This window comes from Streptacidiphilus albus JL83 (genome assembly GCF_000744705.1).
Classification (GTDB): domain Bacteria; phylum Actinomycetota; class Actinomycetes; order Streptomycetales; family Streptomycetaceae; genus Streptacidiphilus; species Streptacidiphilus albus.
In genome coordinates this window covers 8,384,502-8,404,630 of the sequence record NZ_JQML01000001.1, presented here as the reverse complement: position 1 = coordinate 8,404,630, position 20,129 = coordinate 8,384,502, and the positions used below count along the sequence as shown (strand labels likewise).

The window sequence follows — 20,129 nt, the reverse complement described above, 5'->3', positions numbered from 1 at the left end:
TGCCTTCGCTCCGTCGCCCGTGTCAACGCCCCGCCGACGCCGCCCCCAGCCCGTCCCCCGGGCGGACACTTGATGGCAAGCCGCCCGTGTGAGGATGATCCCTGCGCCGGACTTCCCGCGGCGCGGCGCGGACCAGTACCGAGGAGGACCGATGGGCGATGTGATCCTGATCCGTCATGGCCAGACGGCGTGGAGCCGCGACGGACGGCACACCAGCTACACGGACATGCCACTCACCCCCGAGGGCGAGGGGCAGGCCAGGGCCCTGGTGCCGATCCTGGCGGGCCACGACATCTCGCTCACCCTCTGCAGCCCGCTCGGCCGGGCCCGGGACACCGCCAAGCTGGCCGGGCTCGACCCGGTGCAGGTCGAGCCCGACCTGCACGAGTGGGACTACGGCGGCTACGAGGGCATCACCACCGTCGAGATCCACCGCTCCCGCCCCGGCTGGAACCTCTGGAACGACGGCGTCGTGCCCGGCCCGGCCGACCACCCCGGCGAGACCCCGGACCAGGTGGGCGCCCGCGCCGACCGGGTGCTCTCCACCGTGGACGCCGCACTGCGGCGCAGCAACCAGGACGTGGTGCTGGTGGCCCACGCCCACTTCCTCCGGGTCTTCACCGCCCGCTACCTCGGCCTGCCCGCCTCGGCCGGGGCCCTGTTCATGCTGGCGACGGGGACGATAAGCCGTCTCGGCACCGAGCACGAGCAGCCGGCCGTGGCCGCCTGGAACGAGCGCCCGCGCTGACGGCGTCGCCGGGCCCCTCCGTTCCAACGAACCTCCGTTCCGGCGAACCTCCATTCCAACGAACCTCCGTTCCGGCGACCCGCCTGACGCGCCGAAAGGCCGCCCACGGCACCCTGCCCTACTATCCGTAGAGGACAGATGTCGGATATGTGGCGGTTCGTCAGGACGGCTCGCGGGTGACGCGACCGTCCGGGCCGCCCCGAACGGAGGCAGCCCCCGTGAGCGCGACCGAGGCCACCTCTGCGGACCCCGAGCCGACGCCGGAGGAGGGTCCGGGCGACGGGGGCGCCGACCGCGGCAAGGACTGGGACCGCTCCTTCTTCGGCCACCCGCACGGCCTGCTGACCCTCTTCGGCACCGAGATGTGGGAGCGCTTCTCCTACCTCGGCATGACCGCGATCCTGACCCTCTTCTTCACCGCCTCGGCCGCCGAGGGCGGTCTCGGCATGTCCGACGGCGCGGCCTCCTCCGTCTACGCCGCCTACAGCACGATGATCTACCTGGTCTCGGTGGCCGGCGGCTGGCTGGCCGACCGGATCCTCGGCGCCTACCGCTCGGTGCTCTACGGCGGTGTCTGCATCGCGCTGGGCCACTACGCGATGGCGGTCCCCGCCACCGCGATGACCTGGGTCGGCCTCGGCCTGATCATCATCGGCACCGGGCTGCTGAAGCCCAATGTCTCCACCCTGGTCGGCAAGCTCTACGCGACCGAGGACGAGCGCCGCGACGCCGGCTTCGCCCTCTACTACATGGGCATCAACATCGGCGCCTTCCTCGGCCCGCTGATCTCCGGCTGGCTCGGCCAGAAGATCGGCTACCACTGGGGCTTCTCCGCCGCCGCCGTCGGGATGACCTTCGGCATCGTCCAGTACGTGCTGGGCCGACGCCATCTGGCGGGCCGTCAGGACGGCGCCGAGTCGGCCGTCGCCCCCGAGGTGCTGCACCGCTCGGTCCGGCTGATCGGCTACGGCGCGGCTGCGGTCGCCGCGCTCTTCGCCGTCCTGGCGCTGACCGGCGTGCTGGACCTCGACCTCACCGTCGACATCATCTCGGCGGTCTCGGTGCTGGCGCCGATCGGCTACTTCGCCTTCCTCTTCCGCAGCCCGCAGGTCACCGCCGAGGAACGCGGTCGACTGCGCCCCTACCTGGTGCTGTTCGGCGCCTCGGTCGCCTTCAACCTGGTGCTGTTCCAGTCCTACTCGACGATGAACCTGCTGGCGCTCAACCACGCGGACACCAACTTCTGGGGCTGGGAGTTCCCCTCCTCCTGGTACGGCTCGGTGCTGGGGGTGGCCGAGGTGGTGCTCGCCCCGGTGGTCGCCGCCACCTGGATCCGGCTGGGCTCCCGGCAGCCGCACGCCTCCAACAAGATCGCCTACGGGGTGGTCCTCGGCGGGCTGTCGTTCCTGATCATGGTCCCGGCCACGCTCGGCCGCACCGGCGACTGGACCATGTCCGGCGTCTGGCTGATCCTCTGCTACCTGGTGCTGGGCCTCGGCGACATCCTGCTGGAGACCACCGGCATGTCCGCCACCACCAAGCTCGCCCCGGCCGCCTTCAGCAGTCAGGCCATGGCGCTCTGGTTCCTCTCGCTGGCCCTGGCCAACGGGCTGCAGGCGCAGGTGGTGAAGCTCTACGGGGTGCTGTCCTATCCGCTGTACTTCGGTCTGAACGGGGCCTTCGTGGTCCTGGTCGGCCTCGCCGTGATCGCCGCCGGGCCCTGGCTGCGCCGCACCATGGCCCCGGTCCACTGACTCCCGAACTCCCACCGCTGCGAAGGAACCTGCCGTGCGCCACCGCGAGGACCTGCCGTACCGGACGACCTGCGCGGACACCCGGATCCCGCTGCCCGACGGAACCGAGCTCTACGCCCGGATCTGGCGGCCCGTCGGCACCGGTCGGTTCCCGGCGCTGCTGGAGTACCTGCCGTACCGGCTGAGCGACTGGACCGCGCCGCGCGACGCCCAGCGCCACCCCTGGTACGCCGGGCACGGCTACGCGTCGGTCCGGGTGGACGTGCGCGGCCACGGCAACTCCGGCGGCCTGCCCGGCGACGAGTACGACGCCACCGAGCTCGCCGACGGCGTCGCGGTGGTCGACTGGCTGGCCGCCCAGCCCTGGTGCAGCGGACGGGTGGGAATGTTCGGCATCTCCTGGGGCGGCTTCAACAGCCTGCAGATCGCCGCGCTCGCCCCGGAGCCGCTGAAGGCGGTCGTCACCGTCTGCTCCACCGACGACCGCTACGACAACGACGTGCACTACCTGGGCGGCTCGGTGCTGGCCGTGGACATGCACGCCTGGTCGGCCACCATGCTGGCCTTCGCCGCCCGCCCGCCGGACCCCGAGTACGCCGGTCCCGGCTGGCGGGAGCTGTGGCTACAACGGCTGGACCACCTCGACCCGCTGATCCACACCTGGCTCGACCACCAGGCCCGCGACGGCTACTGGCAGCACGGCAGCGTCTGCGAGGACTACTCCGCCATCAGGGCGGCGGTGCTGGCCGTCGGCGGCTGGGCCGACCCCTACCGGGACACCGTGCTGCGGCTGGCCCAGCACCTGGACGCGCCGATGCGCGGCATCATCGGCCCCTGGTCGCACCAGTACCCCGACCGGGGCCTGCCGCCCGGCCCGGCCATCGGCTTCCTCCAGGAGACGCTGCGCTGGTGGGACCAGTGGCTCAAGGACGAGGACACCGGGGTGATGGCCGAGCCGCTGCTCCGGACCTGGATGAACGAGTCGGTGCCGCCGGCCACCAGCTACCCCGAGCGCCCCGGGCGCTGGCTGGGCGAGGACGCCTGGCCCTCCCCCGCCGTCGCCATGACGACTTATCGACTCGACGGAACCCTGCGCAGTTCCCAGCCGGGGCCGGTGCAGGTGGCCTCGCCGCAGCACACCGGCGTCGACGCCGGACGCTTCTTCCCCTTCGGCAACGACGCCGACCTGCCGCCGGACCAGCGCGAGGAGGACGGCCGCTCGGTCTGCTTCGACTCCGCCCCGCTGGCCCGCCGGATCGAGATCCTCGGCAACGCCCGGGTCCGGCTCCGGCTCAGCAGCCTCGGCACCCGGGGCCAGGTGATCGCCCGGCTCTGCGACGTCGCCCCCGACGGCTCCTCCACCCTGGTCACCCGGGGCGTGCTCAACCTGCTCAGCCGGCACGGCCGCGACCGCACCGCGCCCTGGACGCCGGGCGCCACCGAGGACGTCCGCTTCGACCTGGTCGGCATCGCCCACGCCTTCCCGCTCGGCCACCGGCTGCGGCTCGCCGTCTCCTCCGCCTACTGGCCGTGGGTCTGGCCGCACCCGGGCTCCGCCGCCGGCTTCACCGTCGACCCCGACGGCAGCGCCCTGGTCCTGCCGGTCCGCCACCCGGACCGGGCCCCGGTCCACGACGCCGACCGCGCCCCGATCACCTTCGCGGAACCCGAGCAGGCTCCGCCGCTCGCGGTCGAGTACGCCGACCCGGCCGACCTCGGCCCCGAACGCACCGTCACCCGCGACGTGGCCACCGGCACCTGGACCCTCGACGTCGACCCCCGCTACGGCGGCACCCGGGTCTACCCGGACGGCCTGGAGTTCAGCGAGGACGCCCGGGAGAGCTACACCGTCGTGGACCAGGACCCGCTGAGCGCCCGCACCGCCTCCCGCTGGACGGTCGGGCTGCGCCGCACGGAGCCCGCCTGGGACGTCCGGGTCACCACCAGCTCCACCATCGCCGCCGACGCCACCCACTTCCTGACCGACAACCAGGTCACCGCCGAGGAGGGCGGAGCCGTCCTCTTCCACCGCCGCTGGGAACGCCGCATCCCCCGCAGCCAGGGGTAGCCGACCCGTCCACGCTGACCGGCGCTCGCATGCCGCCCACCTGCGGAGGTCGGTACTAGGCTCGTGCCATGCCCTGGTCACCGGCCCTGAAGTCCGCCGCCCGTTCCGGACTGCACGTCGAACCCTCGGTCAACGAGCCGGTCCAGGTGCTGCGGGCGGTGCTCGGGGTCGCGGTCATGCTGTTCGGCACCCTCGCGCTGGGCTATCCGCAGCTCGCCACCTCGGCCGCGCTCGGCAGCTTCATCGCCGGGACCGCGACCTTCCAGCGCAGCTTCCGGCCACGCCCTTTCCTGGCGCTGTGGGCCGCCGCCGGGCTCTCGCTCAGCGCCTTCGTGGGCTACCTGGTCTCCCCCTGGCCGTGGCTGTTCGTCCTGGTGGTCGGCGGCTGGGCGTTCGCGGCCGGGCTGCTCTGGGCGCTGGGGCAGACCCCGGGCATCGTGGCCAGCCAGACCCTCTCGGTGATGCTGATCATCGTCACCCTGCCGGAGGACGTCGGCGGGGCGGCCGTCCACGCCACCGTGATCGCGCTGGGCGGCATCGTCCAGGCGCTGCTCGCCGCCGTCTGGCCGTGGCGGCGCTGGGCCGCGCAGCGGGACGCCCTCGCCTACGCCTACGCCTCGCTCGCCGACTACGCCCGGCGGCTGCGGCACGACCCCTTCGCCCCCTTCGACCCGGGCGCGCTGATGACGGCCCGTCAGGCCGCGGTGCTCTCGGCCGGCCAGGCCCGGAAGCGGCCGGCCGACCTGGCCGGGATGCGCTCCTACGCGGAGCGGATGCGGCCGGTCCTGGCCGCCATGGCCGACCCCCGGGTCGGCGCCGCCGAGGAGGGGCCGGAACGGGACCGGGCCCGGGAGCTGCTGGCCACGGCCGCGGTGATGCTGGACGCCGTCGCCCGCTCGATCCGGACCGGCCGGCCGCAGCCGGTTCCCGAACGGGCCTACCAGTCGCTGGCGATGCCGACCACCGGACCGGTGCTGCACGGGGCGGGCCGGCAGTCCGCCCGCCGGCTGATCGGGCTGCTGGCCGAGGCCGCGGACGCGGTCGAGTCGGTCGACCAGGGCGACCCGGTCTCCGGACGGCCCTCCGCGCCCGGGCACCTGGCCCGGCCGTCGCCGACCCAGCTGGCCCCGCTGGTGCTGCACGGGCTGCGGCGGCACTGGAACTGGTCCTCGCCGGTGCTCCGGCACGCGGTGCGGCTCGCCGTGGTGGCGGCGCTGGGCGTGGTCATCGGCCGGTCGCTGCCGGTCCACCACGGCTACTGGGCGCCGATGACGGCGGTGATGGTGATGCGGCCCGACTTCTCGCAGACCTACACCCGGGGGGTGGCCCGGCTGGTCGGCACCGTGTTCGGGGTGGCCCTGGCCACGGCGGTGGTGGTGCTGGCCCATCCCGGGCCCTGGGTCTGCGCCGGGCTGGCGGTGCTGTGCATCGGCAGCGGCTACCTGACCATGCGCAGCGGCTACGTGGCGCTGTCCACCTTCATCTCCGGCTACGTGGTCTTCCTGCTGGCGATGGCCGGCGGTGCGATCACCGGCACGGTCGAGGAGCGGGTGCTGCTGACCCTCCTGGGCGGGCTGCTGGCGCTGGCCGCCTACGCGCTCTTCCCGACCTGGCAGACCGTCACCCTGCCGGACCGGCTAGGCGCCTACGTCCGGGCCGGGGGCGGCTACGCGGCGGCCGCCGTCCGGGCCTTCGGCGAGCCGGGTCCCGAGAGCGCGGCGGCGGTGCGCGAGGCCCTGCTGGACCACCGGCAGGCCCGGGCCGCGCTGGTGACCGCCAGCGAGCAGGCGGCGGCCGAGCCGGTCCGCCACCATGGGCTGCACGCCGGGCAGTTGGCCGACGTCCGGTCCGCGATGGCGGCGCTGGGCCGCACCGCGATGCTGATGGAGGCCCATCTGCCGGGCCGGGACGCGGCCCCGGTCCCCGGCGCGACCCGCTTCGCGGACGCCCTGGCCGAGCAGACGGCACGGGCGGCCGACGCGCTCCGGGCCGAGCAGCCGGTCGACTTCTCCGGCCTCCGCGAGAGCTACGCGCGGTGGGGCCGGGAGCAGCCGCTCGCCGACGAGGCGCCGGCCCGCGAGGACACGGCCGGGCACACCGCTCCGGCCCGGCTGGTCCAGCTGGACGCCGGGCTGATGGTCGAGGCGCTGGAGGGGCTGGAGCAGGCGCTGGACGACTGAGCCCCCGGGAACGCCGGGGGCCGACCGCTACCCCGCCAGGGCCGCCGCCCGGGCGGCGCGCTGGGCCAGGACCCGCTCGCGGTTCTCCTCCATCTGCCGCAGCACGTCCCGCCGCTCCCGTCGCGACAGCCGTTCCAGGTACAGCCGGCCGTTGAGGTGGTCGGTCTCGTGCTGGAGGCAGCGGGCGAAGTAGCCCCGGCCCTCGATCACCAGCGGCTGCCCGTGCTGGTCGACCCCGCGCACCACGGCCCGGTCGGGGCGCGGCACGTCGGTCCCGGCGCCGGGCACCGAGAGGCAGCCCTCGCCGTCCTCGACCAACCGGCGCTCGGCCGGGTCGAGTTCGTCCAGCACCGGGTTGAGGATGTGCCCGACGTGGCGGACGCCGTCCTCGTCCCGGCAGTCGTAGACGAACAGCCGCAGGTCGACGTCGACCTGGTTGGCCGCCAGCCCCGCACCCTCGGCGACCTGCATGGTCAGGAACATGTCGTCGATCAGCCGGGCCAGCTCCGGCGTGCCGAAGTCGGTCGCCTCCCGGCAGGGGTGGTGGAGGATGTCCTCCCCCACCACGGTCACCCGCAGCACCCGGCCGCGCTCCGCCTCGGGCGGCACGGTCGGGTAGGAGTCGACGGGTACGCCCTGCACCCGGACCCGGCGGTCCACCGCCTCGGTACGGGCACGGCCCGGTCGTCCGGCCACGGTCGGCCTCCTCCTCGTCGGTCGCGGCAAGCGGGCTCCATCATTGCAAAGCCCCGGCCCCGGAGGAGGAGAGTTGTGATCTCCCGTCAGCCGCCCACCCGGGTACGGGCGGCCCTGGCCGCCTCGTCCGCCGCGCCGCCGCGTCCGACCAGCCCTTGGCGCCCGGCGGCGGTGGCCCGCAGCCGGGGCTCCAGCGCCCGCAGCCGCCGGGGCGCGACCCGGGCCAGGACCAGCGGGATCTGACCCCGGATCAGCTGGTAGCCGCGCAGCCAGCCCTGGGCGTAGACATGGACCGAGCGGCGGACGATGCCGTCGGCGATCCGCTCCACGGCCGGGCCGAGCGCGCCGGTGCGGTTGGTCGGCCAGGGCAGGCCGGCCCGCATGTCGCGCATCACCGGGTCCTCGTCCGCACCGCGCACCATGTCGGTGTCGGTCCAGCTGAGGTAGGCCACGCCGACGCCGACGCCCTGGTTGGCGACCTCGCTGCGCAGCGCGTGCGCGAAGGCCTCGACCCCGGACTTGCTGGCGCAGTAGGCGGTCATCAGCGGAGCCGGGGCCATCGCCGCGAAGGAGGCGATCTGCAGCAGGTAGCCGCGCGCCTCGGTGAGCGCGGGCAGGAAGGCCCGGGCGGTGGTGGTGCTGCCCAGCAGGTTGACCTCGATCACCCGGCGGAAGGTGTCCGGGTCGGAGTCGAGGAAGGTCCCGCCGGCCGCGATGCCGGCGTTGGCGACCACGATGTCGATCCGGCCGAAGTGCGCGGTGATCGCGGCGGCGGTCGTGGTGAGCCCGGCCAGGTCGGTCACGTCGCCCTCCCACCAGGCGGCGTCGGGGCCGCAGCTGTCGGCGGTGGCGGCGAGCTCCTTCGGTTCCAGGCCGACCAGCGCGACCTTGGCCCCGCGCGCGGCGAGCGCGCGGGCGAGCTCCGCGCCGACGCCGCGCGCCGCGCCGGTGACGACGGCGACCTGACCGGTGAGCGGGCGTTTCTGCGACATGGGGTGCTGCCTCTCTCAGTTGCGTTGGAGGGTGCGGATCCGGGCGGGCGGTCAGACGCGGGCGGTCAGACGCGGGCGGGGGCCGCGGGCGCGCTCGGCGCCGCGGCCGGAGCGGTGACCCGGTCGTACTCGGCGGGGTCCAGCTGCCTGGTGGCCCGGCGGAAGTCCGCGGTGGTGCCGGGCCAGAGCACGGTGTTGCGGCCGTTGGCGTCCAGGTACCAGCTGCGGCAGCCGCCGGTGTTCCACACCGTGCGGGTCATCCGCCGCTGCACCACGTCGTTCCAGCGCCGCTGGGCGGCGGTGGTGGCGTCCAGCGCCCGGACTCCGGGCGCGTCCAGCCGGCGCAGGTAGTCGGCGAGGTAGTTCAGCTGCGACTCGATCATCAGCACCATCGAGCTGTTGCCGAGCCCGGTGTTGGGGCCGATCACCATCAGCAGGTTGGGGAAGCCGCTGACCGTGGTGCCGCGCAGCGCGGCCATGCCGCCCTGCCACTCCTCGGCCAGGGTGCGGCCGCCCGCACCGGTGATCCGCGAGCCGATCGGCATGTCGGTGACGTGGAAGCCGGTGCCGAAGACGATGGCGTCGACCTCGTGCTCGCTGCCGTCGGCGGCGACCACGGTGCTGCCGCGCACCTCCTTGAGCCCGGAGGCGACCACCTCCACGTTCGGCCGGGTCAGCGCCGGGTAGTAGGTGGTGGACAGCAGCACCCGCTTGCAGCCGAAGCGGTAGTCGGGGGTGAGCGCGGCGCGCAGCGCCGGGTCCTCGACGTGGCTCCGCAGGTTGCGCAGCGCCAGCCGCTCGGCCGCCCGGAGCATCCCGGGACGCTTGACGAACGCACTGACCTGCGACTCCCTGATGGACCAGAGCGCCGCCCTGAGCCCGCGCTGGACCGCGGGGACGCGCCGGTAGAGCCAGCGCTCGGGCGCGGTGATGTCGCGGTCCATCCTCGGCATCACCCACGGCGGCGTGCGCTGCAGCAGCACCAGCTTGCCGACCTGTGGCTGGATCTTCGGGACGATCTGGATGGCGGATGCCCCGGTGCCGACGACCGCGACCCGCTTGCCGGTCAGGTCGTAGTCGTGGTTCCAGCGGGCCGAGTGGAAGACCTCGCCGGGGAACTCGGCGATGCCCGGCAGGTCGGGGACGGCGGGGTCGGAGAGCGGTCCGCAGGCGGCGACCAGCACGTCGGCGGTGTACCGGCCCTGGCTGGTCTCCAGCTCCCAGCGGGTGCTGTCGGCGTCCCAGCGGGCGGCCAGCACCTCGTGGCCGAACCGCAGGTGCGGGCGCAGCCCGAAGCGGTCGGTGACGCGCTCCAGGTAGGCCCGGATCTCGGGCTGCCCGGAGAAGGTGCGCGGCCAGTCCGGGTTCGGCGCGAAGGAGAAGGAGTACAGGTGGGAGGGGACGTCGCAGGCGCAGCCCGGGTAGCTGTTGTCGCGCCAGGTGCCGCCGACGGAGTCGGCCCGCTCCAGCACCACGAAGTCGGTGACGCCCTCCTGCCGCAGCCGGACGGCCGCGCCGAGGCCGCCGAAGCCGGAGCCGACGACGGCGACCCGGACGTGCTGGACGATCCCGGGGTCCGCCCCGCCCTCCTCCGGGACGGCACTCCGTCCCGCTGACGTGTCCTTGCCGGGCGTCTCGCTGCGCGCCATCAGGCTGCCTCCTGCCGGATTCGACATCGCTGATTGTGCCAGTAATCAGTGGCACAGTCAGGAGACTAGGGCACCGGGCCCGGCACGGGAAGGGCTGCGGCTCCGCCGCAGCGTCAGCGGGCGGACTCCATCCGGCCCAGCGACACGCCCGGGCCGCTGCCCAGTCCTGCGAGCAGTCGCTCCAGCACCAGACCCGCCTCCTCGCGGGCCGCCGCATGGTCCTCCGCCCGGGCGATGTAGAGGCTCGCCTCGGAGATCAGCGCGGCCAGCATCCGGGTGAGCGGCGCCACCGGCAGCGGCTCGATATTGCCCTCGGCGATGGCCTCGCTCAGCGCCTCGGCGAGCAGCAGGTAACCGTGCTCCTCCACCAGCGCGTCCCAGGCGCTGTGGCCGAGCACGGCCGGGCCCTCGATCAGCACGATCTGCTGGAAGTCCCGGTCGTTGCAGGCGTCCAGGAAGGACTGGAAGCCGGTGCGCAGCAGCTGCCAGGCGTCGCCGGGCTCCCGCTCGGCGCGCGCGGTCTCCTGGGCGACCAGCCGCTCGGCCATCTCACCGGCGCACTCGGCCATCACCGACCGGAAGAGGTCGGCCTTGTCCTTGAAGTGGTGGTAGAGCGCACCGCGGGTGACGTGCGCGGCGGCCACGATGTCCTCGGTACCGGTGGCCGCGTAGCCACGCTCGGCGAACAGCTCACGCGCCGCGCGCACCAGCGCGCGGCGGGTGTCGGCGACGTGCTCCGCGCTCCGACTCCGCCTTATCCGGGGTACCGACATACCTTCATCCTCTTCCATACAGTCTGTATGTTAGTGGCAGGGCCCCGATCCCGGGGCCCGGGGGAACGGAGACACGGATCATGGGACTCCCACTTAACCTGACCATCAAAATGGGCACGTACCTCCTCAAGCAGAAGATCCTTCGTCGGGACAAGTTCCCGCTGATCGTGGAGGTCGAACCCCTCTTCGCCTGCAACCTGGCCTGTGCCGGCTGCGGAAAGATCCAGCACCCGGCGAGCGTGCTCAAGCAGCGCATGCCCGTGCAGCAGGTCGTCGACGCCGTCGAGGAGGCCGGGGCGCCCATGGTGTCCCTGGCCGGCGGGGAACCGCTGATGCATCCGCAGATCGACGAGATGACCAGGGCGCTGCTCGGCAAGGGCAAGTTCGTGGTGCTCTGCACCAACGCGGTCCTGCTGCCGAAGCACCTGCACAAGTTCAAGCCGCACCGGAACTTCGCCTGGATGGTCCACATCGACGGGCTGCGCGAGCGGCACGACGAGTCGGTGAGCAAGGACGGCGTGTTCGACCAGGCCATCGAGGCGATCCGGCAGGCCAAGGCGGCCGGGTTCGCCGTCTACACCAACTCCACCTTCTTCCAGAACGACAGCGCGCAGGACGTCATCGAGGTGCTGCAGTACCTCAACGACGACCTCAAGGTCGACCGGATGCAGATCTCCCCCGGCTACGCCTACGAGAAGGCCCCCGACCAGGACCGCTTCCTCGGCGTCGAGCAGACCAGGCAGCTGTTCAAGAAGGCCTTCGCGGACGGCCGCCGCAAGAGCTGGCGGCTCAACCACTCGGCGCTCTACCTGGACTTCCTGGAGGGGAAGACCGACTTCGAGTGCACCCCGTGGGCGATCCCCTCCTACTCGCTCAAGGGCTGGCAGAAGCCCTGCTACCTGATGGCGGACGGCTACACGGAGACCTACAAGGAGCTCCTGGAGACCACCGACTGGGAGAACTACGGCCGGGGCAAGGACCCGCGCTGCGACAACTGCATGGCGCACTGCGGCTACGAGCCGACGGCGGTGCTGGCGACCATGGGATCGCTCAAGGAGAGCATCCGCGCCATCACCGCGGGCTGACCGAACCGTTCGTCCACCACTGGAACTGCTCCCTTCCCCGTCACTACCATGTGTCGACCTCCGAGGGCCTGCCACAGCGCCCCCGGAGGACCGACTCACGAAGGAGTGGGGCTGGATGGGCGAGGACGACGGCGAGTTCTACGTGCTCAGCGCGGTACTGCTGACGCCGGGCCAGTTTCCCAGCGTGCTCGGGGACGACTACCCCGACGCCTGCGACACCCTCGGCCTCGAACCGTGGGCCGACGGCTACGGCCTGCTCTTCGGCCAGGACGCCGCCGGCGCGCGGTGGACGGTGGTCTCCGACGACGCCGCGCTGGTCGGCTGCGCCATCGCCGCCTGGGACTGCGGCATGCCCTACGACCTCACCCCGCCCGAGCGGACCGTGGTGGACTCCTTCCCCGGCTGGCCGCTGCCGCTGGCCGTGAGCGCGCCCGGGCTGCCCGAGCCGCACGACCCGGCCGCCACCGACGACGACCACCCGCTGCTGAGCCCGCCGGACCCGGAGGGCTGGGGCCCCGCGCAGCGCCGGCTCGGCGCCGACGAGATCAGCAAGCAGTGGGACCAGTGGCGCAGCCAGGTCCCCGACTCGGTGAACCGCAACGACGACGGCCGGGCGCCCTCCGAGCACGTCGCCAAGGTGCTGGCCGAGGCGCGCGAGTACACCCGCACTCCCCCACCGGCCGGACGCGTCCGCTCCGCCCCCGCCGCCGACGGCGCCCGGCTGGTCCGCGCCGACGGCCCCGGCTGGAGCCTGGCCGCCCGCACCGACGACATCGCCCTGCTGCTCCTGGACGACCAGCCGCGCGAAGTCCTCCCGATCGGGCGCGGCCCGGAGCTCCCGGCCCTGCTGCACGCCCTGGACCGGATGGCCCGCGCCTCCGGCTGACCCCGCTCGGGCCGCCCGCTCACTGCCCGTGGGCGGCGGGGGCGGCGGAGGCGGCGTGGCCGCTCGGGCCGGCGTTCGGGTGGGCGGCGAGGACCTCGGGACCCCGGCCGTGGGACGGTCCGCGCCGGCGGTGGGCGGGGTGGCGGAGGTAGCCGGTGGTGCTCACCGAGCCGCTGGTGGCGGCGGGCGCGGGCGAGGCGCCCGGGGGCAGCGCCGGGTCGGGGTCGGTGAACGGGGTCTCGTCCAGCGGCGCCTGCGGCAGTCCGGCCATCGCGCCGGTCATCGCCTGCGCCCAGATCGGGCCGGCCATCGAGAAGCCGTAGGCGGTGGGGAAGTAGTCCGGGCCGAGGTTGATCCCGTTGAGCGAGGCCAGCGGCGCCGTGGTGTCGCTGATGACGGTGGACGCGGAGATCTGCCGGGTGTAGCCGGTGAACCAGACCTGGAGGCTGCTGTTGGTGGTGCCGGTCTTGCCGGCGTCCTGCCAGCCGATGTTGCCGATGCTGGAGGCCGTGCCGCCGTCGGCGACGACGCTGGCGAGCAGGGTGTTGACGGACTCGGCCGTGGTCGGCGACATCACCTGGCTGCACTGCGGCCGCGGCACGCTGAGGACCCGCCCGGTGTTGTCGCTGACCGAGGCGATCGCCATCGGCTTGCAGTACTCGCCGTCGGCGGCGAAGGCCGCGTACGCCTCGGCGATCTGCAGCGGGGTGTAGGAGTTGACCCCCAGCGTCAGCGACTGGACCTGCTCCAGCGGGTAGAGCCGGTCCGGGTCGTTCGGGTCCAGCGCCGCCTGGTAACCGAGCCCCAGCTTCTGCGCCATGTGGACCACGTTGCACAGCCCGGTCACCGCCTCCAGCGGGACGAAGTAGGTGTTGACCGACTTGGCCATGGCGGTCTTCATGTTGAACCGGCCCTTGAGGTCCGGGCTGTCGTTCTGGTCGCCCGGGGTCTCCGGGTGGACCGCGCCGGTGCAGTCCACCATGGCCGGGTAGTTCGCCTGGTAGGGCACGTCGGCGACGGTGGACATCGGGATGCCCTTCTCCAGGGCCGCCGCCGCGGTCACCGCCTTGAAGGTGGAGCCGGTGGGGAAGCCGCTGCCGCCGCCGGTCAGCCGGTCGGAGTTGTAGTTCAGCTCGGTCTGGTTGTCCGCGTTGCCGTAGGGGCGGCTCTGCGCCATGGCGAGGATCCTGCCGGTGCCCGGCTGGACCATGGAGATGGCGGCGGCGGCCCGGTCGCCGGGATAGGCGTGCCGGGTCACCGAGGCCGTCGCCGCCTGCTCGCTCCTGGGGTCGAGGGTGCTGTGGATCTGCAGCCCGCCCCGGTCCCAGAGCGCCTGCCGCGCGGCCGGAGTCGGTCCGAAGGTCGGGTCCTGCAGGATGGCGCGCTCCACGTAGTCGCAGAAGAACGCCTCGCCCAGGCGGGCGGTGATGCACCCCTCCTTCGGCTGGCTGACGTTCAGCCCCAGATCCGACGCCTCGTACGCCGCCGCCTGGGCCCGGGAGATCGTGCCGTAGCCGGCCATCGCCTCCAGCACCTGGTTGCGCCGCTGCAGGGCCAGGCCCGGCCGGTTGACCGGGTCGTAGGCCGAGGGCGACTGCACCAGCCCGGCCAGCAGCGCCGCCTGCGGGGCCGTCAACTGGGAGGCGTGGACGCTGAAGTAGCGCTCGGCCGCCGCCTCCACGCCGTAGGCCTGCTCACCGAAGAAGGTGATGTTCAGGTAGTCGGCCAGGATCTGGTCCTTGGTCAGGGTCTGCTCCAGCTTCATGGCGTACCGGAGCTCCTTGATCTTGCGCCCGGTGGTCTGCCGCTGGGCCTCCAGCACCTTGGCCTGGTCGTCGCCCGCCGCCTCCACGAAGATGTTCTTGACGTACTGCTGGGTCAGCGTCGATCCGCCCTGGCTCACGCCCCCGGAGTCGGCGTTGCTGGTCAGCGCGCGCAGCGTGCCCGCCAGGTCCAGGGCGCCGTGCTGGTAGAAGCGGTGGTCCTCGATGTCGATCAGCGCGCTGCGCATGATCGGCGCGATCTGGCCGAGCGGGACGACGGTGCGGTTCCGCGAGTAGACCGAGGCGATCACCCCGCCCCCGGCGTCGTAGACGGTCGACGCCTGGGCCAGCGCCGGGGCGGCCAGGTCGTCGGGGAGCTGGTTGAAGTCGTCGACCGCGGACCTGGCGCTCATCCCGGCCAGGCCGACCAGCGGCGCGCAGAGACCGGCCACGAGCACGCCCGCGAGCACGCTGGCACCGAGCAGCCGCACGCCGAGCCCGGCCTTCCGAAGAGCCCCCGGGGACTTGATTGCCATGCCAGCACGATACGTGCCGATTTGACGCATATGTGGCTATTAGGCCGATAGTGGTGATCCGCGAGCGCCGGGGGCCGGCGGAACCTCCCCGCCGACCCCCGACCCGCGCCCCGACCCCCGGCCCGCGCCCCGCGCCCCCGGCCCGCGACCGGGCCGATCCACCGTCAGTGCGCGGGGGCCGCCATCTCCGCGCCGTCCATGGTGGCCAGCGGCTTCTCCTTCAGGAAGAAGCCGAGCACCAGGGCGATGGCGATGAAGGGCACGCCGGCCAGGAACAGGTCACCGATCGCGTGCGCGAAGGCGGACGTGACCAGTTCCTTGACCGGGGCCGGCAGGTGGTGGATGGCCTGGATGTTGTTGGTGTCGATCCCGCTCGCACCGGCGGCGGCGCCGGGCCGGTCCTTGAACTCCTGGGCCAGGTAGTGCGCCGTCCGGGTGGTCATCACGGTGCCGAAGATCGCGGTGCCGATGGAGGCGCCGATCTGCCGGAAGAACGTGGCCGAGGCGGTGGCCACGCCCATGTCGGTGAAGTGGACCGAGTTCTGGATGGCGGTCACCAGCGTCTGCATGGTGAGCCCGAGGCCGGCGCCGAAGATGAAGGCGTAGACGGCGATCTGCCAGTAGGCCGTGGTGTTGGTGATGGTGCTGAGCAGCAGCAGCGAGGTGATGATCACGATCGCGCCGATGATCGGGAAGATCTTGTACTTGCCGGTCCTGGCGATCATCCGGCCGGAGCTGACCGAGGTGGCCATGATCCCGGCGATGGCGGGCAGCATCCCCAGGCCCGACATCATGGCCGACATGCCCTGCACCGCCTGGAGGTACAGCGGCAGGTAGATGATGCCGCCGAACATGGCGAAGCCGGCGAAGAAGCCGTAGGAGTTGCCGACCGAGAAGATGGAGTTGCGGAACAGCCGCATCGGCAGGATCGGCTCGGCGACGCGCATCTCGATCAGCACGAAGCCGACGGTCAGCAGGATCGAGCCGAACAGCAGCGCCAGGCCCTGCCAGGAGGCCCATCCGTAGGAGGTGCCGGCCCAGTTCAGGTAGAGCAGCAGGCTGGTGACGGCGGCGACGATGGCGGTCGCGCCGAGGTAGTCGATGGCGTGCTCGCGGCGGTTGACCGGCAGCTTCAGCGCGAAGGAGCAGACGACGAAGGCGCCGATGCCGATCGGCAGGTTGATGTAGAAGATCCAGCGCCAGCCGATGCTGTCGGTGAACCAGCCGCCGAGCAGCGGTCCGGCGACGCTGGCGAGGCCGAAGACCGCGCCCATCAGGCCCTGGTAGCGACCGCGCTCGCGCGGGGGTATGACGTCGCCGATGATGGCGAAGGCCAGCGACATCAGACCGCCGCCGCCGATGCCCTGGAGGGCGCGGAACCCGATCAGCTCGCCCATGTTCTGGCTGAGCCCGGCGAGGGCGGAGCCGACCAGGAAGACCACGATGGCGGTCTGGAAGATGATCCGGCGGCCGTAGAGGTCGGAGATCTTCCCCCAGAGCGGGGTGGCCGCGGTGGAGGTCAGCAGGTAGGCGGTGACCACCCAGGACAGCTTGTCGATGCCGCCGAGCTGACTGACGATCGTCGGCAGTGCGGTGCCGACGATGCTCTGGTCGAGGGCGGCGAGCAGCATGCCGGCCATCAGGCCGCCCATGACCACCATGATCTGCTTGTGGCTCAGGTAGCTGGGTCCGGCCGCGGCGTCGGACGCCGGCGCCGGCGTCGGCTCTGGACCAGTGGGGTCGGTCGCGGTGTCGACCGGGGTTTCGGACATGACGGTAGGGCTCCAGGATGGCTCTGCACACGGTTCTCGGATTCGAGAGGGGCACCGTACCGTGCGGCACCGACAATTCCTCAGCCGGGGCTAGCCTTACGGCAGGTAAGTGGTCGGGCACCGCGATCGAACCAGGCCTTAACGGTGGATTCCCGTCGCAAGTACTGCCATGAACATGACAGTCTGATACCGAGACACCACGCTCAGTGGTGCATGCTGTCGAACATCCCCCCGACGCCTCCCGCCTGCGATTCGACCCCGGAACAGACAGGTTTCGAAGAGCTCTTGCCAAAGCAGGGACCCCCGCCACTACGGTTCCCTTATGCATACGGACGACAGGCGCGCGGCAGACCTAGAAGAGCTCGGACTCACCAACTACGAGGCGCGGGTCTACCTCGCCCTGATCCGCCGCGATGTGTTCACTGCGGCAGAGGTCGCCCGCGAGGCACAGGTCCCCCGGCAGCGGGTCTACGACGTCCTGGAGGGGCTGACCAGGCGTCAACTCGCGATACTGCACCCGGGAAAGGTCGCCGGCTACTCGGCCGTCGCCCCGGAGACCGCGGTCAACCGGCTGATGGAGCAGCAGCGCCGCTCGCTCGGCCGGCTGGAGCGACTGTCCGACGAGCTCGCCCAGGAGCTGCTGCCGACCTGGGACAGCGGTCGCACCCACACCGACCCGCTGGACTACGTCGAGGTGCTGCGCGACGCCGCCGACACCAGCGAGCGCTTCGCCCGGATCCAGTCCGAGGCCGAGCGCGAGCTGCTCAGCTTCTCCCGGCCGCCCTACGTCACCCCACCGGCCGAGAACGTGGCCGGCCTGGAGGCCTCCGCCAGACTGCAGGCGGCAGGCCGCACGACCCGCTCGCTCTACACCAGGGACATGCTCGACGACCCGGAGGTGCTGGCGGTCGTCCGGCAGTTCGTGGAGGTCGGCGAGGAGGTCCGGATCGCCGACACCCTGCCGCTGAAGCTGATCATCGCGGACCGCTCGACCGTGCTCTTCGACATGCCCGACCCGGTCGCCCGGACCGGCGCGACCACCTCGCTGGCGATCCGTCACGCCTCGCTCGCGGAGGCGCTGCGGCTGGGCTTCCAGTCGGTCTGGGACGAGTCGCCGACGCTGGAGGAGGCCATGAAGGCCCGCGCCGAGGCCGAGCAGGCGGCCGCGGCCGCGGCGCCCGAGCAGCCGTAGCCGCGACGCGACCCGGCCCGGCACCCCGCGAATCGGGGGGCCGGGCCGGGTCGGCGGGCGCTCGGGTCACCTGTCCCGGCTGCGCCAGAGGAACTTCCCGATCAGTATCCCGACGAGGAAGATGACCGCCGTCATCACCCACATCGGCGTGCTGACGGTGGACAGCCCCCAGAGGTGGATCTTCACCGAGGCGGTGTTCATCAGAATGAACCAGATCGCCAGGATCGCGGCCACCACCAGCACGATCATGCGGGTGCTCACCGTCCGACCAGCGATCGTGTGCTGGGACGCGCCGTCCTTGTTCTTGGCCATAGACCCATTCTGGACACGCCGCCGTTCCCCGGCATCCCGGGGAACGGCGGCGCGGGGTCGAGCGGTGGCTCAGCCGGCGACCGCGGCGCCGGCCGCCCCGGCCTGCCGCTGCTCCTCCAGGTACTCCTCGCGGATCTCCTTGGGGCCGAACGGCCAGACCCGCTCCACCTTGGACCAGAGCAGGAAGGCCAGGCAGCCCGCGGCGACCCAGGCCAGCGACCACTCGATGGGGTGGATGCCGGGCGCGGCCTTGTCCGCGTAGCCGTAGATGACCAGCCAGCCGACACCGGCCAGGATGCTGGGCGCCGGGTACAGGAACATCTTGTAGGGGCGCCTGAGGTTCGGCTGCCGCTTGCGCAGCACGGTCACCGCCACCACCTGGGCCAGCGACTGGACGATCACCATCACCGTGGTCAGCAGGTCGATCAGGGTGCTGAGGTTGGTCAGCCGGCCGAGCAGGAAGCCGGCCGCGGTGATCACGCCCATGGTGAGCAGCCCGAGGACCGGGAAGCGGTGCTTGGGGTGCAGCTTTCCGAACTCCTTGAAGAACACCCGGTCGCGGGCCGCGTCGTAGGGGACCCGGGAGCCGCCGAGCAGTCCGGCGAAGACCGAGGCGAAGGCCGTGATCAGGATCAGCACGGTGATCACCTCGGCGACCGAGTGGCCCCAGGCCTTCTCCAGCACCACCGAGGCGACCGAGCTGAAGGCCGGGGAGTGGGTGTCGAGCATGTCGTGCCAGTTGACCACCCCGAGCACGCCGATCTGCATCACCAGGTAGATGCACATGACCGAGACGATCGAGAAGATGATCGCCCGGGGCATGGTCCGGCCCGGCTGCTTGATCTCGGCGCCCATGTAGGAGGCGGTGTTGTAGCCGAGGTAGTCGTAGATGCCGATGGTCAGACCGGAGGCGAAGCCGATCCAGAACTGTCCGTGGGTCAGCTGGATGGCGTGGGCCGGCCAGTCGAACGCCTGCCCGGCGTGGAAGTGGGTGTAGGAGGCGATGATCAGGGCGGCGACGGCCACCAGCATCACGGCCCACATCACCACCGAGAGCTTGCCGATGCTCTCGACCTTGCGCCAGAGCAGCACCACCACCAGCACGACCACGCCGACGCCGACGAAGTCGCCCTGGAGCGAGGTCATGCTCGGCCAGAGGAACTGCAGGTAGGAGACCAGGCCGACGACGCCGGTGGACATGATCAGCGGAATGAAGATCATCGCGGTCCAGACGAACAGGAACGGCATCAGCCGGCCCGAGCGGTACTGGAACGCCTCACGGAGGTAGACATAGGTGCCGCCGGAGCCCGGCAGCGAGGCGCCGAGCTCGGCCCAGACCAGGCCGTCGACCAGGGCGAGCAGTGCACCGGCGATCCAGCCGATGATCGCCTGCGGGCCGCCGAAGGCCACCACCATGACCGGGATGGTGATGAAGGGGCCGACCCCGACCATCTGGCTCATGTTGATGGCGGTCGCCTGGAAGAGGCCGATGCGGCGCGAGAGTCCGACGGTGGCCGTGGCCGCCGCGTCGGCTGCCGAGCCGACCGGGGAACCGGGAGCGGACGGGGCGCTGGGTGCGGGGGTTCCGGACACCGCTACCTCCGGGAGGGTTTTCGAGAGACAGGGACATTGTTAAGTTAAATAACTTAACTTTAGACGTCAAGGGGTCGAACCCCCTGCCCGGAGATCGCAACGGAGCTGTGGCCTGGCCGGATACAAGCCC

15 protein-coding genes are annotated in these 20,129 nt (G+C 72.2%); 7 read left to right on the top strand and 8 right to left on the bottom strand.

What is annotated here, in order from left to right:
- Nucleotides 1–151: 151 nt before the first annotated feature.
- The 4 genes from BS75_RS36630 (at nucleotide 152) to BS75_RS36615 (ending at nucleotide 6,750) form a co-directional block, all read left to right on the top strand.
- On the top strand, nucleotides 152–748 hold the full coding sequence (locus BS75_RS36630) for a histidine phosphatase family protein (RefSeq protein WP_034091293.1): 597 nt from the start codon (nucleotides 152–154) through the stop codon (nucleotides 746–748).
- A gap of 218 nt (nucleotides 749–966) precedes the next feature.
- On the top strand, nucleotides 967–2,502 hold the full coding sequence (locus tag BS75_RS36625; protein ID WP_081982991.1) for a peptide MFS transporter: 1,536 nt from the start codon (nucleotides 967–969) through the stop codon (nucleotides 2,500–2,502).
- 34 nt (nucleotides 2,503–2,536) lie between these two features.
- Nucleotides 2,537–4,570 carry a CocE/NonD family hydrolase gene (locus tag BS75_RS36620; RefSeq protein ID WP_034091292.1) on the top strand — a complete coding sequence of 678 codons (2,034 nt, stop codon included), beginning with the start codon at nucleotides 2,537–2,539 and terminating at the stop codon, nucleotides 4,568–4,570.
- Nucleotides 4,571–4,638: 68 nt separating this feature from the next.
- Nucleotides 4,639–6,750, top strand: a complete 2,112-nt coding sequence (locus BS75_RS36615; protein WP_034091291.1) for an FUSC family protein — start codon at nucleotides 4,639–4,641, stop codon at nucleotides 6,748–6,750.
- A gap of 27 nt (nucleotides 6,751–6,777) precedes the next feature.
- On the opposite strand, the gene def is transcribed toward BS75_RS36615, so the two are convergent.
- From def to BS75_RS36595, 4 genes are all read right to left on the bottom strand, one after another.
- The gene (def, locus tag BS75_RS36610; protein WP_169790768.1) at nucleotides 6,778–7,446 is read right to left on the bottom strand and encodes a peptide deformylase; all 669 of its coding nucleotides are present in this window, start codon (nucleotides 7,444–7,446) and stop codon (nucleotides 6,778–6,780) included.
- Between the two features lie 86 nt (nucleotides 7,447–7,532).
- Entirely contained in the window at nucleotides 7,533–8,438 is a 906-nt protein-coding gene (locus BS75_RS36605) for an SDR family oxidoreductase (RefSeq protein WP_034091290.1), read from the bottom strand.
- Nucleotides 8,439–8,503: 65 nt separating this feature from the next.
- Nucleotides 8,504–10,087: a flavin-containing monooxygenase gene (locus tag BS75_RS36600; protein WP_081982990.1), complete on the bottom strand. Its 1,584-nt coding sequence runs from the start codon at nucleotides 10,085–10,087 to the stop codon at nucleotides 8,504–8,506.
- A 113-nt stretch (nucleotides 10,088–10,200) separates the two neighbouring features.
- Nucleotides 10,201–10,860: a TetR/AcrR family transcriptional regulator gene (locus BS75_RS36595; protein ID WP_052070157.1), complete on the bottom strand. Its 660-nt coding sequence runs from the start codon at nucleotides 10,858–10,860 to the stop codon at nucleotides 10,201–10,203.
- An 80-nt stretch (nucleotides 10,861–10,940) separates the two neighbouring features.
- On the opposite strand from BS75_RS36595, the gene hpnH reads away from it, so the two are divergent.
- Entirely contained in the window at nucleotides 10,941–11,945 is a 1,005-nt protein-coding gene (gene hpnH, locus BS75_RS36590; RefSeq protein WP_034091289.1) for an adenosyl-hopene transferase HpnH, read from the top strand.
- 115 nt (nucleotides 11,946–12,060) lie between these two features.
- Complete coding sequence (locus tag BS75_RS36585; protein ID WP_034091288.1) at nucleotides 12,061–12,831, top strand: membrane protein; 771 nt, start codon at nucleotides 12,061–12,063, stop codon at nucleotides 12,829–12,831.
- Between the two features lie 19 nt (nucleotides 12,832–12,850).
- Here BS75_RS36585 and BS75_RS36580 read toward each other — a convergent pair whose 3' ends face one another.
- Nucleotides 12,851–15,130: a transglycosylase domain-containing protein gene (locus BS75_RS36580; RefSeq protein ID WP_160312238.1), complete on the bottom strand. Its 2,280-nt coding sequence runs from the start codon at nucleotides 15,128–15,130 to the stop codon at nucleotides 12,851–12,853.
- Between the two features lie 164 nt (nucleotides 15,131–15,294).
- The gene (locus BS75_RS36575) at nucleotides 15,295–16,902 is read right to left on the bottom strand and encodes an MDR family MFS transporter (RefSeq protein WP_042437412.1); all 1,608 of its coding nucleotides are present in this window, start codon (nucleotides 16,900–16,902) and stop codon (nucleotides 15,295–15,297) included.
- Between the two features lie 322 nt (nucleotides 16,903–17,224).
- Here BS75_RS36575 and BS75_RS36570 point away from each other — a divergent pair, with 322 nt between their 5' ends.
- A complete protein-coding gene (locus BS75_RS36570) occupies nucleotides 17,225–18,094 on the top strand; it encodes a TrmB family transcriptional regulator (RefSeq protein WP_042437411.1) in 870 nt (289 codons plus the stop codon).
- Between the two features lie 66 nt (nucleotides 18,095–18,160).
- Here the strand turns inward: BS75_RS36570 and BS75_RS36565 are convergent, their stop codons facing one another.
- Both BS75_RS36565 and BS75_RS36560 read right to left on the bottom strand, forming a co-directional pair.
- A complete protein-coding gene (locus BS75_RS36565; protein WP_034091287.1) occupies nucleotides 18,161–18,406 on the bottom strand; it encodes a hypothetical protein in 246 nt (81 codons plus the stop codon).
- A gap of 69 nt (nucleotides 18,407–18,475) precedes the next feature.
- On the bottom strand, nucleotides 18,476–19,897 hold the full coding sequence (locus BS75_RS36560) for an APC family permease (protein WP_042437427.1): 1,422 nt from the start codon (nucleotides 19,895–19,897) through the stop codon (nucleotides 18,476–18,478).
- Nucleotides 19,898–20,129: the final 232 nt, after the last annotated feature.